The following is a 17,290-nucleotide window of genomic DNA, read 5'->3' on the forward strand; positions in this document are numbered from 1 at the left end:
CGCGCCCGGTCACCGGCGCGCGTCACCGCGAGATGCGCGGAGTCGACGCGGTTGACCTGTCCCATTCCGACGCCGACCGACGCCTGATCCGATGCCAGCAGGATCGCATTGGACTTCACCGAGCGGCAGGCCCGCCAGGCGAACTCGAGGTCGGCGAGGGTGGCGGCATCGGCGGCTTCACCGGCTGCGAGCTGCCAGTTCGCCGGCGAATCGCCCTCGGCGTCGAGGATGTCGCGGTGCTGAACCAGCATTCCACCGGTTACCGGCTTCAGTTCGACGCTGCCGCGGCGCGGCGGCTGCGCGAGCAGCACACGAATGTTCTTCTTGCGGGTCAGCACCGAGAGCGCGCCGTCTTCGAATCCCGGGGCGACGATGACCTCGGTGAAGATCTCGGCAACCTGCTCGGCCATCTCCAGGCTCACCGGCCGGTTCGCGGCGATCACGCCGCCGTAGGCACTGACCGGATCGCAGGCGTGGGCCTTGCGATGGGCCTCGGCGACGTTCTCCGACGTTGCGATGCCACAGGGGTTGGCGTGCTTGATGATCGCGACCGCGGCATCGGTGAAGTCATAGGCGGCGCGCCATGCGGCGTCGGCGTCGGTGAAGTTGTTGTAGCTCATCTCCTTGCCGTGCAGCTGCTCCGCCTGTGCCAGGCCCGGCGCCCCGTAGATGTCGACGTACAGCGCAGCCGGCTGATGCGGGTTCTCGCCGTAGCGGAGCACCGAAGAGCGCTCCCAGCTGTGGGCCGCCCAGGAGGGGAACTCGCTGTCCGGGTCGGGTGCGACCACCGACCCCATCCACGACGCAACCGCGATGTCGTAGTCGGCGGTGTGGCGGAATGCCTTCGCGGCCAGCGACTTCCGCTCGGCCAGGGTGAATCCACCGGCCTCGACGGCGGTCAGGACGTCGGTGTAGTCGGTGGGGTCGACCACCACACCGACGGACGGATGGTTCTTGGCAGCACCGCGCACCATCGACGGTCCGCCGATGTCGATCTGTTCGACACACTCGTCAGGGCCCGCACCCGAGGCGACCGTGTCGGTGAACGGGTAGAGGTTCACGATGACCAGTTCGAACGCGGCGATGCCGAGTTCCGCGAGCTTCTCGACGTGCGCGTCTTTGCGGGTGTCGGCCAGGATCCCGGCATGCACCATCGGGTGCAGGGTCTTGACGCGACCTTCGAGGCACTCGGGGAAACCGGTCACTTCGGAGACCTCGATGACCGGAACACCGGCCTCGGCGATCTTCTTGGCCGTGGAACCGGTCGAGACGATCTCGATGCCTCCGGCGTGCAAACCCTTGGCCAGCTCGGCCAACCCGGATTTGTCGTACACGCTGACCAATGCCCGGCGGAAGGGCTTGCGCTGCAGGTCATTACTCACGGGATGTGGGCCTTTCGTCCTTCGATGACAACACCTTTGGTGGCAATCGAACGCACCACCGCAACAAGCAGCACACGTTCGACCATCTTGATTCGCTCATGCAACGTGATTTCGTCGTCGCCGGACTGCACCGCGACCGGCGCCTGCGCGAGAATCGGCCCGGTGTCGACCCCCTCGTCGACCAGATGAATGGTCGAGCCGGTCACCTTGACGCCGTGCGCCAGTGCATCGGCCACCGCATGCGCGCCGGGGAACGACGGAAGCAACGCGGGATGGGCATTGATGATGCGGCCACCGAAACGGGTGAGGAACTCGGAGCCGAGGATCTTCATGAATCCCGCAGAGACCACGAGATCGGGTTTGTAGGCGGCGACGGTGTCGGCGAGCGTGCGATCCCATTCGCCGCGATCACTCACCATCGGGACGATCGCGGTCTCCACGCCGCGCCGGCGCGCCGACTGCTCGGCGGCACACTCCCGATCGGTCACCATCGCGACAACATTGCCCGGATAGTTGTCATCCTCGGCAGCGTCGAGCAGTGCCGATGCCAGCGAACCCGCGCCCGACGCGAGGATCACAACGGACACCGGGGTGGCTGACGGCATGGCGTCCAGTGTGGAACTCCTCGAACTCTGGTCGGAACTGAAAATCTAACGTTCAGAGCCTAATCGCCACTGTTTCAGCGGCGTCGCCGGGTACCGAACTCATCGGTCGAGACCAGTTCCTCGCCGCCCACTGACTCGATCGCTGCGGAGTCGGAATCGTCCCAGTCGGTCTCGGTGGCCCAATCATCGATATCCCAACCATCGACGGACGTGGCGATCTCGGTTTCGACGCCGGCGTCGCGATCGAGGATCGGGATCTCGGCCGGCTCGCGATATTCGAACTCGGGTTCTGCGGGCACGGCGTCCGCGACGTCATCCGTGTCGTCGTCCACGTCGTCGAAACGATCGAACTCTTCGTCGGCGTAGTCGTCGTAGATCAAGTTCATGGCCTGCATCCGAGCCCGCCGGGTCGACGGGAGCGCGCTGTGGATCACCGCCATCAAGGCTCCGGCGACGGCGATCCAGCCGAACGCAAAGACCCCGACCACCGGCAGATTGACGCCGACCTCACCGAGGACACCGAGCGATCCACCCGAGACCGCCGAGAACGCGACCAGCAGTACCGATGTCACACCCGCGGCGACCACCACCATGCGGATGTTGCGCAACAACGACAGGTCGGCACACAGGTGGGCCACGAAGAACGACACGATCACGGCACCGGCCAGCAGGACCAGCCCCCACCGTCCACCATCCCCGTCGGGGAGCACCGCCAGGATCGGCAGCGGCGGCACGCGTCCACCACTGGAACCGAACAGGTCGACGGTCGCACCGCCCACCTGTACCGGAGCGCCGACCATCGCAGCTGCCGAACCGATCACCACATTGGGCAGGTACAGCACGGACAGCAGGAACAGGCCCAGCGCACCGACCACACCGTTGCCGGAAGCGAGCAGTTCACCGGCCAGCGACCAGTTGATGATCAGCCGGAATGCGACAACCAGCGCTCCCAGCGTGAACATCCCGACCACCGCGATCAGGCCACAGCGCAGTCCCTTGATCACCCAGTCGGCCACGCCGGTCCGCACCACGATCGTCGACCACCACTTGTAGGCGACACCGCCCACCGCACCGACGGCCTGGACCGCGAACGTGCAGGAAAAGGCCAACAGCGCATCCGGGCTCTGCACGGTCATCACCGTCGACGCATCCATCACAACTGCCAGCGACAGAACGGTGGCGAGCAGTGGTCCACCCACGGCGGCGAGCACCACAGAGGCAACTTCCGAATGTGGGCGGTCGACATCGGTCGCCCGGGCCGTGGACCTTCCCACCGCAAAGATCATCAAGAAGGTGGGGGCCAGCGGCATCACGCCGACGGTCACATCGCCCACGGTCATCGGTACCTGGTGAATCCCCAACCACATCGACGCCACCGCCACGGGCAGACTGCCGAGGCCATCCCCGACGGTCAGCAGTGTCACGATGGCAAGAAGGGTCAGGATTGCCAGGGTCGCCGCGGTGGTTCCGAAGGCAAGCCGGACCAACGCCCTTGCCGAATCCGCGGCACCCACCTCATCGGCACGGCGCGAGCGGCGTATCTCGCGCAGACGCGCGGCGAGGTTTTCCGCTGTAGAGCTGGCCACCCGTCCCAGAGTGTCATTTGCTCCGCAATCGCATGGTCAGGCGCGCCGAGGATAAACAACTCCGTCGTTATGAAACAAAACACCGGACAGCTGCGGCGATTGGCCACAACTGCCCGGTGCATTTATGTGCGGGAATTGTTACCGCACGGTATTCAGCACATTCTTTACCGTTCCGGCGTCTTGAACTGCGTCGTCTGATCGCTGCCCTGACCGGGGTGTTCTTCGGAGCCTGCCGCTCCCGGTGCCTGATACGAGGTCGCCCCCGGATGGGCACCCGGCTGCGCCGACGGACTGCTCGGCTGCGGTGCGGTGGAAGGTGCCGACGGGCCCGCGGACGGCACCGCCGTCGTCGCCTCGGAGCTGCCCGGCTTGTTCAGTCCCACCGAGTCCGGTGCGGCCGGGGCGCTCTGGCCATAACTGGTCTGAGCATAGGGATTGCCCGGTGCTGAGGGCGCGGCCTGATGACTACCGGTGCTCTGCGCGCCCTGGCCGTAACCTGCGGCATAGCCACTGCCCTGACCGTATGAGCCGCCCTGGCCGTAGCTCGGGGTCGATTCCGCGGCGGCCGGCTGCGATCCGGTCGACGTGGCTGCGGATGCGGTCGACGCACCGGCATCCGCGGTTGCGGCGGTCTTGATGATCCCGACCTCGACGAGCAACCACACCACCGCGACGGCAGCCTGGATGAACGCGAAAACAGTCAGCAGGATCAATCCGATGCCTGCGCCGGACTCGGAAATATCGCCGAGGACCAAGTAGATCAACAGATACAGTGCCGCGACAACGGATGCGGCGGCGACCGCGCCTGCGGGTTTCGCGGTCTGCTTGGGCAGCAAGGTGGCCGCTGCCGTCAATCCCGCGATGGCCAGCACAATCAGCGCGACCGCCGGTAACCACACGAATAGTTGTGGTGCGTCATCGTCATCGACGGCCGGCGCAAAGCCGAGGAAGAAGTTGATCAGACCGAGAGCGCCGAGCGCGTAGACCAGGTACGTCCCGAGTGCAGCGGGCAGACCACGACGCGGAGTGGGCTGTGCGTAGCCCTGCTGGCCGTAACCGCCGTAACCCTGCTGCCCATATCCTTGCTGGCCGTATCCCTGGGCCGGCTGCTGGCCGTAACCCTGCTGGCCACCGGGCTGCTGACCGTAGCCCTGCTGGCCACCGGGCTGCTGGCCGTAACCCTGTTGCCCGCCGGGCTGCTGACCGTAGCCCTGCTGGCCACCGGGCTGCTGGCCGTATCCCTGGCCGTATTGCTGGCCTCCGGCTTCGGGTTGTCCCGCACCGGGGTACTGGGAGCCCTGGTACGGCTGCTGCGAGCCGTAGCCGGACCCCCCGGGTTGATAGCTCATTTTCCACTCCTGCGTTAGAGGACTTGGGTGTCGCGAACCACGCTAGTACATGTGCCTGCACCCACAACGGGCGATTTGGCCGGGTTGTCGTATCTACGAACTACGGCCGGTCCCGACGGAGTACCGAACTCGCTGGTCTTGATGCCGATCAAGGCTGATTTCAGTGTATGCCGGGGTGAAACAGCTTCTGGCGATACCGATCAAACTGGTCGGAACTCGCCCACGACCGCAGATTGGTAGCGTTTCCCGACGCTGAACACATATCCGACGCAGGCTCGGTGGATATCGCCTGGGTTTGAATGCCGTTGCACAAAAATGATTTTGGCCTACGCCGAGTTCGGGTCGATTCCGTCAGATATCAAGGATCTCCAATGCCTGTTGCCGCATCTGAACCTTGCGAACCTTGCCGGTCACGGTCATCGGGAATTCGTCGACCACATGCACGTATTTGGGGATCTTGTGGCGGGCGATCTTGCCATCGGCAAACGCCTTGAGGTCGTCAACGGTGAAAGTGCCTGCACCATCGCGCAATTGGATCCACGCCATCAGTTCTTCGCCATACTTCTCGTCGGGTACGCCGATGACCTGGGCATCGAGGATGTCCGGGTGTGTGTAGAGGAACTCTTCGATCTCGCGCGGATAGATGTTCTCTCCCCCGCGGATCACCATGTCTTTGATGCGGCCGGTGATCTGCACGTATCCGTGCACGTCCATGACCGCGAGATCGCCGGTGTGCATCCACCCATCGGGGTCGAGCGCTTCGGCGGTCTTGTCGGGCTGATTCCAGTAGCCCACCATCACGCTGTAACCGCGAGTGCAGAACTCACCGGTCTCACCACGGGCGACGATGTCACCGGTGGCCGGATCGACGATCTTGATCTCCAGGTTGGGACCGACCCGACCGACCGTACCGACCCGCCGTTCAAACGTGTCGTCAGTCCGCGTCTGGGTCGACACCGGCGCGGTCTCGGTCATGCCATAGCAAATCGACACCTCGGCCATGTGCATCTTGTCGATGACCTGGCGCATCACTTCGGCCGGACACGGCGACCCGGCCATGATGCCGGTGCGGAGTGTGCTGAGGTCGTAGCTGTCGAAATCTGCCAGCGCCAATTCGGCGATGAACATCGTCGGAACACCGTAGAGACTTGTGCACTTCTCGGCCGCAACGGCTTTCAGTGAGAGCGCCGGGTCGAATCCGGGTGCCGGGATGACAATCGCGGCACCATGAGTGGTCGCTGCGAGATTGCCCATCACCATGCCGAAGCAGTGGTAGAACGGCACCGGGACGCAGATCCGGTCCGCTTCGGTGTAGCGGCACAACTCCCCGACCAGATAGCCGTTGTTGAGGATGTTCCGGTGAGACAGCGTGGCGCCCTTGGGGTTTCCCGTGGTCCCGGACGTGTATTGGATGTTGATCGCGTCGTCCGGGGTGAGCGACTCGGCGGCCCGGTCCAGCGCGGTGAGCTCGGCTTCGGTTGGCGTCGCACACAACTCGTCCCAGGCGGGGCTGTCGAGCAGCACCACGGATTGCAGGGCATCGCATTTGCCGAGAGCCACCGACAGCATGCCCGCGTAGTCGGCACCGCGGAACTCGCGGGCGGCGATGACGGTGCGCGTACCGGACTGTGTCAGGGCGAACTCGATCTCGGTCTGCCGGTAGGCGGGGTTGAGGTTCACCAGGATGATTCCGAGTTCTGCGGTGGCGTACTGCGTCAGCACCCATTCGGCACAGTTCGGCGCCCAGAGCCCCAGACGATCACCGGGCCCGAGGCCACTACGGGAGAGTCCGGCGGCAAGCGCACGAACCTGTTTGCGGAACTCTCCGTACGTCCACCGGCGCCCCGTCGGGACGTCGACGAGAGCGTCGCAGTCAGCGAATCGCTCCGCGGTGTCACGGAGCGATTCGCCGATGGTGAGCGTCAGCAGCGGCGGATCTTGTTCGCCTTTGGCGTACGACAGCGGTGCGCTTTCGGCACCCCTTGTAGACGAGCGGTCAGACATCGTTGTCTCCTCACTGGTCGCACCGGTCAATCTGCTTGCGGAGCCCTTCGCATGATGGCTTCTGCCTGTCCGAGCAACGGCGAATCGATCATCTGGCCCTTCACCCGGAACACACCACCGACGTTGGCCGCAGCGGCGTCGAGGACCTCACGGGCCCAGCTGATCTCGTCGTCGGTGGGGCTGTACGCCGCCCGCACGATGTCGACCTGGGAAGGATGGATACACGCTGTTGCCTCGTATCCCAGGTTCACCGCATCGAGCGCCTCGAACCGCAGACCCTCGGTGTCGGCGATGTCGATGTGCACCGAGTCGATGGCAAAGCGCCCATGGCCGGCACAGGCCAGACGGACCATGCCACGGACCTGCCGGGCCACATCGCGGTACCGCCCGGTGTTCTCCTCACCGGCGGTGAACCGGCTGGACCGGCCACCCATCGCGGCGACGAGATCCTCGGCACCCCACATCAGTCCGATGCAGTTGGGCGCGGCCGCGATCTGATCTGCCTTCGTGGCCCCAAGTGGGGTTTCCACCAACGCGACCACCTGATACCCGACCGGCAGCAACTGCTCCGCGCTTTCGGCCTTCGCCAGCATCACCACGCGGTAGTCGGTCTGCGCCAGTGCCTTGAGGTCCTTCAGGTGATCCCCGGTGCCGGCCGGATTGATCCGGACCATCGTGATGTTGGGGTCGATCGGGTTGTTGATCAACGCCTCACGCGCAGCGTCGCGGGCTTCGGGACGGACCGCGTCCTCGAGATCGATGATCACGGCGTCGGCGCGCTCGGCCGCCTTGGCATATCGCTCCGGCCGGTCGGCCGGAACGAACAAGATCGCCGGTCCCGGTGGACTCCAGTTCGACACCGATTTTCCTCCTGTGCGTTCTACCTCGGTTGTCACGGCTTCTTCCGAACCAGTGTCGAGCGTTGCGCAATCGCAACCACATCACCGTGCTGATTCTTTCCTATATGACGCAATGAGACCACGCCTTCACCGGGCCTGGATTTGCTTTCCCGTTTTCCCGTGCAGACGGTTTCGGCGTAGAGGGTGTCACCGTGAAAGAGCGGCTTCGGGAAGGCGATCTCCGAGAAACCGAGGTTGGCCACCAGGGTGCCCTGGGTCAGCTGACTCACCGACAGTCCCACGATGGTCGACAACGTGAACATCGAGTTGACCAGACGTTCGCCGCCAAAACCCGGCTGCTCGGCGGCAAATGCGGCGTCGAGGTGCAGGGCCTGGGTGTTCATCGTGAGCGTCGTGAAGACGACGTTGTCGGCCTCGGTGACCGTCCGGCCCGGACGGTGTTCGTACACGGTCTCGATCTCGAACTCTTCGAAATACAGGCCACGCTGGGTGACGCGCTTCGGCTCCCCACCGGAGGTGGTGCTCATGTCACTGCCCGGTGTGGTGCTCATGCGAAACCCAACTCTCGTGCGATGAGCATCAGCTGGACCTCGGTGGTGCCCTCGCCGATCTCGAGGATCTTCGAGTCACGGTAATGACGTGCCACCGGGTACTCGTTCATGAAGCCGTAGCCACCGTGAATCTGAGTTGCCATGCGCGCGTTGTCCATTGCGGCCTCGCTGGAGACGAGCTTGGCGATCGCGGCTTCCTTCTTGAAAGGCTTGCCGGCCAGCATCTTCGACGCGGCGTGGTAGTAGGCGGTGCGGGCAGTGTGGGCCCTCGCCTCCATCCGTGCGATCGAGAACGACACCGACTGGTAGTCGCCGATCGGGCGACCGAACGACTGCCGCTCCTTGGCGTACTTCACGCTCTCGTCCACACAACCCTGGGCGACACCGGTTGCCAGCGCGGCGATCGCGATCCGGCCCTCGTCGAGGATCGACAGGAAGTTGGCATAGCCCCGGCCTCGTTCACCGAGCAGGTTTTCCTCGGGCACGCGGGCGTCGTCGAAGCTCAGCGGATGGGTGTCGGACGCATTCCAGCCGACTTTGTTGTACGCCGGTTCGGCGGTGAATCCCGGTGTGCCGCTGGGCACGATGATGGTCGAGATCTCCTTGCGGGGACGACCATCGGCGCCCGCCGAACGCGCACCGGTGACAGCGGTGACCGTGACCAGCGAGGTGATGTCGGTGCCGGAGTTGGTGATGAACTGCTTGGACCCGTTGATCACCCACTGATCGCCGTCTTGCTTGGCGGTGGTGGCCGTGGCCCCGGCATCAGAACCGGCGCCGGGTTCGGTGAGCCCGAATCCGGCCAGTTTCTTTCCGGCGGTCAGATCCGGCAGCCACGTCTGCTTCTGCTCTTCGTTGCCGAACCGGTAGATCGGCATCGCGCCGAGGCCGACGCCGGCCTCGAGGGTGATGGCCACCGACTGATCGACCTTGCCGAGTTCTTCGAGCGCCAAAGCGAGGGCGAAGTAGTCGCCGCCCATGCCGCCGTACTCCTCGGGGAACGGCAGGCCGAACAGGCCCATCTCGCCCATCTGCCGGACGACGTCGTACGGAAAGCTGTGCTCGGCATCATGTTTGGCAGATACCGGCGCAACCACCTGCTGCGCGAAATCGGCAACGGTTTTGCGGAGTTCGTCGTATTCGGCGGTCAAGTCGTCAGTGACGGTCATGCGGGTGTTCCTTCCGAGAGGTCTTTGGCTGCCTGATCGACGACTATCGCGAGCGATTGCCCGGCTTTGACTTTGTCGCCGACCTTCACCGTGACGGTGAGATCACCGGCGCGGGGAGCAGTCAGGGTGTGTTCCATCTTCATCGCTTCGACCACCAGCACCGGGGCGCCGGCCTCAACCGCTTCGCCGCCGGGATTGAGCACCGCCACAACGGTTCCCGGCATCGGGCTGGTGATCTCGCTGAGGGCTTCGTCAGCATCCGACGACTTCAGGATGTGCGCGGTGGCGACTTCCCAGATCCCGTCGGGTCCACTGATCCAATATTCCTGGTGGTGCTCGTGACCGAGTTCGGCCTCGGGATTGGATTCGGCGATGAGCCAGCGCGCGCCGGCCCCATCCACCGTGAACCGCTCGCCGTTCAGCGATGCCGATGCAGTCCAGTCTCCGACGACCACTGTGGCGTCGTTCTCGGATCCGGTCACCGACACCGTGATCCGCTCGTCGCCGACCTTCAGACGGGTGTGCGTGGCCGCCGGTCCACCGATGCGCCAGCCCACTTCCGACGTCCAGGGGGTACCGGCATGGCGGGCCCGCCGGGTCCGGTGCAGACCGACCAGCGCCAAGGCCTCCGGCGGCACCGCCGGTGGGGTGTAGTCGACGATGAGACGATCGAGCAGTTCGGTGTCGAGGTCGCCCTCGCGGACCCGGGGCTCGTCGAGCACGAATCGGCAGAAGTCGATGTTGGTGCGAAGCCCGAGGACATGGGTCTGCGCCAGTGCCGCACGCAGCCGTTCGATGGCGTCGGCCCGGTCTTCGCCGTGGACGATGACCTTCGCCAGCATGGGGTCGTAGTCGCTGCCGACCACGCCACCGGTGACGATGCCGGAGTCGACCCGGATGCCGGGGCCACTCGGCTCGTCGACCAGCAGCAGTTCACCGCCGGTCGGCAGGAATCCGGCAGCCGGATCCTCCGCGTAGACGCGCGCCTCGATGGCGTGACCGGTCATGGTCACGTCGTCCTGACCGAAGTCGAGTTTTTCACCGGCCGCCACCCGGAGTTGCCACTCGACGAGATCGACACCCGTGACGAGCTCGGTGACCGGATGTTCCACCTGCAGACGGGTGTTCATCTCCATGAAGAAGAACTCGTCGGGGCGTTTGGCGGAGACGATGAACTCGACGGTTCCGGCACCGGTGTAGCCCACCGAGCGGGCGGCATCACAGGCCGCCGCACCGATCCGCGCCCGGGTCGCGGCATCGAGCAGAGCCGACGGGGCCTCTTCGATGACCTTCTGATGCCGTCGCTGCAGGGAACATTCACGTTCCCCGAGATGCACGACGTTGCCGTGGGTGTCGGCGAGAACCTGCACCTCGATGTGGCGCGGGGTGTCGACGAACCGCTCCAAGAACAGTGTGTCGTCGCCGAACGCGGCACCGGCCTCACGGCGGGCGGTGCTCAGTGCGGCAGCGAGCTTGGCCGGGTCTTCCACCCGGTGCATGCCCTTGCCGCCACCGCCGGCGCTCGGCTTGATCAGTACCGGGAATCCGATATCGGTTGCCGCCGCGATCAATTCGTCGTCGGTGAGTCCCGGACGGGAGATGCCCGGGACAACCGGCACGTCCCGCTCGGACACCGCTGCGCGAGCGGCGATCTTGTCACCCATGACCTCGATCGCCTGGGTCGGCGGGCCGAGGAACAGGATCGACGCCTCCTGCAGGGCACGGGCGAATGCCGCGTTCTCCGACAGGAATCCGTAGCCCGGGTGGACCGCGTCGGCACCGACCCGCTTGGCCGCGTCGATCACCTTGGCGATGTCGAGGTAGCTCGCGGTGGCCGCCGCAGGTCCGATATGCACTGCCTCGTCGGCGAGCCGGACATGCAAAGAATCGGCGTCGGCATCGGAATACACTGCAACGCTGCGGATTCCCTGAGCCCGAAGGGTGCGGATGACCCGGCAGGCGATCTCCCCGCGGTTCGCGATGAGAACTGTTTTGATTGTGTTGGTAGCCATGATGGTGCCTCTCACATCCGGAAGACGCCGTAGGACACCGGCGCCAACGGCGCACGGCGTGCGGAAGCCAATGCCAGCCCGAGCACGGTGCGGGTATCGGCCGGGTCGATGACGCCGTCGTCCCACAGGCGAGCCGTCGAGTAGTAGGCCCCGGACTGCTTTTCGAACTGTTCCCGGATCGGGGCCTTGAACGCCTCTTCGTCCGCGGGATCCCATTGGTCGCCACCGCGTTCGATCTGGTTGCGGCGCACCGTTCCCAGGGTGTCGGCGGCCTGCGGGCCACCCATGACCGAGATCCGGGCGTTGGGCCACATCCACAGGAATCGCGGCGAGTACGCCCGGCCGCACATCGAGTAGTTGCCGGCACCGAACGAGCCACCGATGATCACGGTGAACTTGGGCACGCGGGCGCACGCCACGGCGGTGACCATCTTGGCGCCGTTCTTGGCGATGCCACCCTGCTCGTATTCACGTCCGACCATGAAGCCGGTGATGTTCTGCAGGAACACGAGCGGGATCTTGCGCTTGTCGCACAGCTCGATGAAATGTGCTCCCTTGAGGGCACTTTCGCTGAACAGCACACCATTGTTGGCGATGATTCCCACCGGATGCCCATGGATGTGGGCAAACGCGGTCACCAGCGTGGTGCCGTAGCCGGACTTGAACTCGTTGTATTCGCCGCCGTCGACGACCGTTTCGATGACAGCGCGCACGTCGTACGGGGTGCGGGCGTCGGTCGGGACGATGTCGTAGAGGTCCGTCTGCGCGGCCTTCGGTTCCCTGATCGGCTGGACGTCCCACTGCGGGGCTTCCTGCGGACCGAGAGTCGACACGATGCGACGAACACGCTCGAGGGCGTCTTCGTCGTTGACGGCGAGGTGGTCGGTCACACCGGACACCGTCGAGTGCATGAGGCCGCCACCGAGGTCTTCGGCAGAGACGTCTTCTCCGGTGGCCGCTTTCACCAGCGGCGGTCCGGCCAGGAAGATGGTGCCCTGATCACGCACGATCACCGTTTCGTCGCTCATCGCCGGCACATACGCACCACCGGCGGTCGACGACCCGAGGACTGCCGAGATCTGCGCGATCCCCGCGGCGCTCATGTTGGCCTGGTTGTAGAAGATCCGGCCGAAGTGGTCGCGGTCCGGGAACACCTCGTCCTGCTCGAGCAGCATCGCGCCACCGGAGTCGACGAGGTAGATGCACGGCAGTCGGTTCGCGGCCGCGATCTCCTGCGCCCGGAGGTGCTTCTTGACCGTCACGGGGTAATAGGTGCCGCCCGACACGGTGGCGTCATTGGCGATGATCAGGCATTCACGGCCGGCGACGCGGCCGATGCCGGCGATCAGACCGGACGCCGGAGCCTTGCCGCCGTACATGTCCTCCGCCGCCAGCGGTGCAATTTCGAGGAAGGGGCTTCCGGCATCGAGAAGGGTGTCGATGCGTTCTCGGGGCAGCAACTTTCCCCGGGACAGGTGACGCTCGCGGGCCTTGTCACCGCCACCAAGGGCGACGCGACTGAGCCGTTTTCTCAGTTCGGCGACATTCTCTTCGTGCGCCTGCCGCCACTGGCCTGCGACTGCGGTTGTGGACGTCAATGCCCACCCCTTTCAGTTAGGAGCGATTAACTGAGTTGAGACGTTACGCGCATCACGGACCAATTGTCACGCCGATCCGGCCGGCGGTTCAGCGATTGCCCACATACACCACCCCAACCCGTCGAGCGGGCCCATCGCGCCGCCGAGCGGGCCCCAACTACCGCCGAGCGGGCCCTCGTTACCGCCGAGTGGGCCCAACCAACCACCGAGCGGGCCTTTGTCACCGCCGACCGTGCCGATCAGACCACCGAACGTGCCTGGTCGGCGCCGACCGGGCCGATGTTGCGTCCGCGATCTACCGACCCGTCTCAGACGCGGCGCGTTCGGCCCGGTCGGCGGTCGGATGGGCACGGTCGCCGGTCGGATGGGCACGGTCGACGGTCGGATGGGCACGCTCGACGGCGCGATGGGCACGCTCGGTGGATGTGGGCGGAGTCACAGGGGTGCAGTACGATCGGGCTTACCGAAATGCACGTCTTCTCCCCAACACCCCCGGGGCGGATACAAACCGAATAGAGAGCCAGGTAAACAGCCATGACCCTCGTCCAGCACCACCCCAACGAAGGCGATCACGATCGCGATCCACTGGGCGGCAATGCCGCCAGTGTTGAATCTTTTTCGCTCGATGACCGCTATACCCGGGAGACCGGGACCGTCTACCTCACCGGCATCCAGGCGCTGGTCCGCATGGTCCGTGACCGCGCCCGCCTCGACCGCCGCCAGAACCTCAACACCTCCTCCTTCATCTCCGGATACGAGGGTTCACCGCTGGCCGGATACGACCTCGAGATCGCCCGCCGCGCGAAGTACCTCGACCCGTTCGACATCGTCCACCGCCCCGGCCTCAACGAGGACCTCGCCGCAACGTCGGTGATGGGTTCGCAGGTCGCAGCCCAGGTCGGCACGCTCGCCCCGGGTCCCAACGGCGTCACCCGCGACGGCGTGGTCGGCTACTGGTACGGCAAGGCACCCGGACTCGACCGCGCGACCGACGCACTGCGCCACGCCAACATCATCGGAACCCATTCGGCCGGCGGCGCCGTGGCACTCGTCGGCGACGACCCCGGGGCCAAGAGTTCCACGATCCCGTGTGCATCCGAGATGGCGCTGGCCGACCTCTACATGCCCATCCTCTACCCCGCCGATTCCCAGGACATCCTCGATCTCGGCGTCCACGCCGCCATCATGTCGCGGGTCTCCGGGCTGTGGACATCGTTCAAGATCTCCGCACACGTCGCCGACGGCGCCTCGACCGCCGATGTCCACCCCGACCGCATCCTGCCGGTCTACGGCGACCTCGGCACCAGTCCCCACGTGCCGAGCGGAAAACTGCTGGGCGCCAACCTGATGGAGCTCGAGCAGAATCAGCTGACCATCCGGTTGCCCCGCGCGACCGAGTACGCCCGAATCAACCGGCTCAACCGGATCGTGCAACGCACCGCGGACGACCGCATCGGGATCGTCGCCGCCGGAAAGACCTACATGGACGTCCGGGAAGCGTTGCGGCTCATCGGCATCACCGATGCCGACCTGCCACGCCTGGGCATCCGGATCCTGAAGATGGGTATGGTCTACCCGTTCGAACGCGAGATCATGGACGAGTTCATCAAGGGCCTCGATGAGGTGATCGTGGTCGAGGAGAAGCGCGATTTCATCGAAACGATGATGCGCGACATCCTCTTCCGCCGCCCCGACGTCCCCGCCATCGTCGGCAAGACGCATGAGGACGGTTCAACCCTGTTCTCCCGCTTCGGTGAACTCGACATCGACTCCGTCACGCGCGGACTCGCCGGCCGGCTCGCCCGCCATCACGAGATCCCGGCAGCACAGAACTGGCTCGACACCAAGGGTCGCAGCCGGGGACGCATCGAGATCCCCCTCGCGGTCCGCAGCCCCTACTTCTGCTCCGGCTGCCCCCACAACAGCTCCACCAAGGTTGCCGAAGGAACACTCGTCGGCGCCGGAATCGGCTGTCACGCAATGGTTCTTCTGATGGATCCGGGCCAGGTCGGCGAGATCGCCGGAGTGACCCAGATGGGCGGCGAAGGCGCGCAGTGGATCGGCATGACTCCGTTTGTCTCGGAACAGCACTTCGTGCAAAACATCGGTGACGGTACGTTCATGCACTCAGGGTCACTGGCTCTGCGTGCGGCCGTCGCCTCCGGCGCAAACATCACCTACAAGCTGCTGTTCAACGGCACCGTCGCCATGACCGGTGGCCAGGACCCGGTGGGCCAGATGACCCTGCCGCAGATCGTGACCCTGCTGCAGGCCGAACGGGTCAAGCGCATCATCGTCACCTCCGATGATCCGATCCGCACCCGGGCACTGCACTTGCCGGCCGGCATCGAGGTGCGCCCACGCGACGAGATGATGGCCGCCCAGCAAGAACTGGCCGCGACCGCCGGCGTCACCGTGCTCATCCATGATCAGGCCTGTGCCGCCGAGACGCGCCGTAAGCGCAAGCGCGGCAAGGCGAAAACACCGAAGCAGCGCGTGATGATCAACGAGCGCATCTGCGAGGGCTGCGGCGACTGCGGCGAGAAGTCGAACTGTCTGTCGGTGCATCCGGTCGACACCGAGTTCGGCCGCAAGACCCGGATCGATCAGAGTTCCTGCAACCTCGACTTCTCGTGCCTGAAGGGTGACTGCCCCTCCTTTGTCACCGTGGTCCCGTCCGACAAGGAAAAGGTCCGCCACACCGTGGCCGACATCGGCAACGACACCCTGCCCGATCCGTTCGCAACCAAGTCCATCGACGACGGATTCACGTTGCGGGTCACCGGTATCGGTGGCACCGGGGTGGTGACGGTTTCCCAGGTGATCGCCACGGCCGCCGTCCTCGACGGCCACGTTGCCCGGACCGTCGACATGACCGGACTGGCCCAGAAGGGCGGCGCCGTGGTCAGCGACGTCAAGGTCAGTGCGGGTGTGGTGGAGCAGGCCGCCAAGGTCGCCACCGGCGACTGCGACATGTATCTGTCGTGCGACGGACTGGTGGGGGTCGATCCCGCGAACCTCAAGGTCGCCTCCCCCGACAAGACCACCGCGGTCGTGTCCACCACCAAGATCCCGACCGGAGCCATGGTCATCGACACGTCGGTCTCCTATCCCGACAACACCGCGATCGCGGACTCGATCAATCATTCGGTGGCGCGCGCCATCTACCTCGACCCCGGTGCCTTGACCCTCGACCTGTTCGGCGACGAGCAGTACGCGAACATGCTCATGGTGGGTGCCGCCTATCAATCCGGGGCGATGCCCATCTCGGCCGCGTCGATCGAACGTGCCGTCGAGCTGAACGGGGTTGCGGTAGAACGCAACCTGCAGGCATTCCGTCGTGGACGTCAGGTGGTTGCCAATCGTGCCGAGGTGACCGCAGCCATCGCCGCGGCCCACCCGTCACCGGTTCCTTGGCAGCCGAGCGCCGACGCGGTGCGGTTGACCGCCGAGTTGACCACTCTGCGCCCAGCCGTCCTGCAGACTGTTCAGCACCGGGTCGACGAGCTGATCGCGTACCAGAACATCGCCTACGCAACCGAATACGTCGCATTCGTCACCCACGTCGCGCAGCGCAGCGGCATGGACGAACTGACCGATGCGGTGGCACGCAACCTGTTCAAGCTCATGGCCTACAAGGATGAGTACGAGGTCGCCCGGCTCACCCGCGACGCCGCGTTCGCTGCCGAGGTCGCCGATCAGTTCGGTGATGACGCCAAGGTGGCCGTCCGACTGCATCCACCGACCCTGCGGGCCATGGGCATGAAGAACAAGATTGCACTCGGCCGTCGGGCAGCACCGGCACTCGCCGCGCTGGCCAAGGGAAAACGGCTGCGCGGCACCCGGTTCGACCCCTTTGCCCGCAACGAGGTCCGCACCACCGAGCGAGCACTCATCGGTGAATACCGTGACGTCATCGAGCGTGCGCTGACCGGCCTGGCGAACGGGACCGTCACCCCGGACCACCGGCACAGCCTCGTTTCCGTCGCCGAGTTGCCCGACATGGTTCGCGGGTACGAGGGCATCAAGATGGCCAACGTGGCCCGATACCGAGAGGCAGTCACCGACCAGACCGCCGCCCTCGGCATCTGACCTACACCTGCCCTCCGCAAACGCTCCAGAAATACGAAGACGCTCCACATATTCGCGGAGCGTCTTCGTACAAGCGGAGCGT

The 17,290-nt window shown here is 65.3% G+C and carries 11 protein-coding genes; 1 reads left to right on the forward strand and 10 read right to left on the reverse strand.

Annotated features, from left to right (window positions below; all coding sequences use genetic code 11):
- The 10 genes from purH to H290_RS0119415 form a co-directional block, all read right to left on the reverse strand.
- A partial coding sequence (gene purH / locus H290_RS0119365; RefSeq protein ID WP_020108487.1) for a bifunctional phosphoribosylaminoimidazolecarboxamide formyltransferase/IMP cyclohydrolase occupies window positions 1–1,382 on the reverse strand: 1,382 nt, incomplete at its 3' end.
- Window positions 1,379–1,987, reverse strand: coding sequence for a phosphoribosylglycinamide formyltransferase (gene purN, locus H290_RS0119370; protein ID WP_020108488.1), 609 nt, complete (start codon window positions 1,985–1,987; stop codon window positions 1,379–1,381). The genes purH and purN, both read right to left, overlap by 4 nt.
- Before the next feature lie 74 nt (window positions 1,988–2,061).
- Window positions 2,062–3,573: a DUF6350 family protein gene (locus H290_RS29260; protein ID WP_155976944.1), complete on the reverse strand. Its 1,512-nt coding sequence runs from the start codon at window positions 3,571–3,573 to the stop codon at window positions 2,062–2,064.
- 164 nt (window positions 3,574–3,737) lie between these two features.
- Window positions 3,738–4,922, reverse strand: a complete 1,185-nt coding sequence (locus H290_RS31515) for a DUF5336 domain-containing protein (RefSeq protein ID WP_020108490.1) — start codon at window positions 4,920–4,922, stop codon at window positions 3,738–3,740.
- 351 nt (window positions 4,923–5,273) lie between these two features.
- A complete protein-coding gene (locus H290_RS0119385; RefSeq protein WP_020108491.1) occupies window positions 5,274–6,926 on the reverse strand; it encodes an AMP-binding protein in 1,653 nt (550 codons plus the stop codon).
- A gap of 26 nt (window positions 6,927–6,952) precedes the next feature.
- Window positions 6,953–7,822: a CoA ester lyase gene (locus H290_RS0119395; protein WP_020108492.1), complete on the reverse strand. Its 870-nt coding sequence runs from the start codon at window positions 7,820–7,822 to the stop codon at window positions 6,953–6,955.
- Window positions 7,819–8,337, reverse strand: coding sequence for a MaoC family dehydratase (locus tag H290_RS0119400; protein ID WP_020108493.1), 519 nt, complete (start codon window positions 8,335–8,337; stop codon window positions 7,819–7,821). Before H290_RS0119400 ends, H290_RS0119395 begins: the two co-directional genes overlap by 4 nt.
- On the reverse strand, window positions 8,334–9,506 hold the full coding sequence (locus H290_RS0119405) for an acyl-CoA dehydrogenase family protein (protein ID WP_020108494.1): 1,173 nt from the start codon (window positions 9,504–9,506) through the stop codon (window positions 8,334–8,336). Before H290_RS0119405 ends, H290_RS0119400 begins: the two co-directional genes overlap by 4 nt.
- On the reverse strand, window positions 9,503–11,518 hold the full coding sequence (locus tag H290_RS0119410) for an acetyl/propionyl/methylcrotonyl-CoA carboxylase subunit alpha (protein ID WP_020108495.1): 2,016 nt from the start codon (window positions 11,516–11,518) through the stop codon (window positions 9,503–9,505). Before H290_RS0119410 ends, H290_RS0119405 begins: the two co-directional genes overlap by 4 nt.
- 11 nt (window positions 11,519–11,529) lie before the next feature.
- Window positions 11,530–13,053, reverse strand: a complete 1,524-nt coding sequence (locus tag H290_RS0119415) for a carboxyl transferase domain-containing protein (RefSeq protein ID WP_231373781.1) — start codon at window positions 13,051–13,053, stop codon at window positions 11,530–11,532.
- A gap of 597 nt (window positions 13,054–13,650) precedes the next feature.
- On the opposite strand from H290_RS0119415, the gene H290_RS0119425 reads away from it, so the two are divergent.
- Window positions 13,651–17,208 carry an indolepyruvate ferredoxin oxidoreductase family protein gene (locus H290_RS0119425; RefSeq protein WP_020108498.1) on the forward strand — a complete coding sequence of 1,186 codons (3,558 nt, stop codon included), beginning with the start codon at window positions 13,651–13,653 and terminating at the stop codon, window positions 17,206–17,208.
- The last annotated feature ends 82 nt before the right edge of the window (window positions 17,209–17,290 follow it).

This window comes from Nocardia sp. 348MFTsu5.1 (assembly GCF_000383535.1).
Classification (GTDB): Bacteria; Actinomycetota; Actinomycetes; order Mycobacteriales; family Mycobacteriaceae; genus Williamsia; species Williamsia faeni.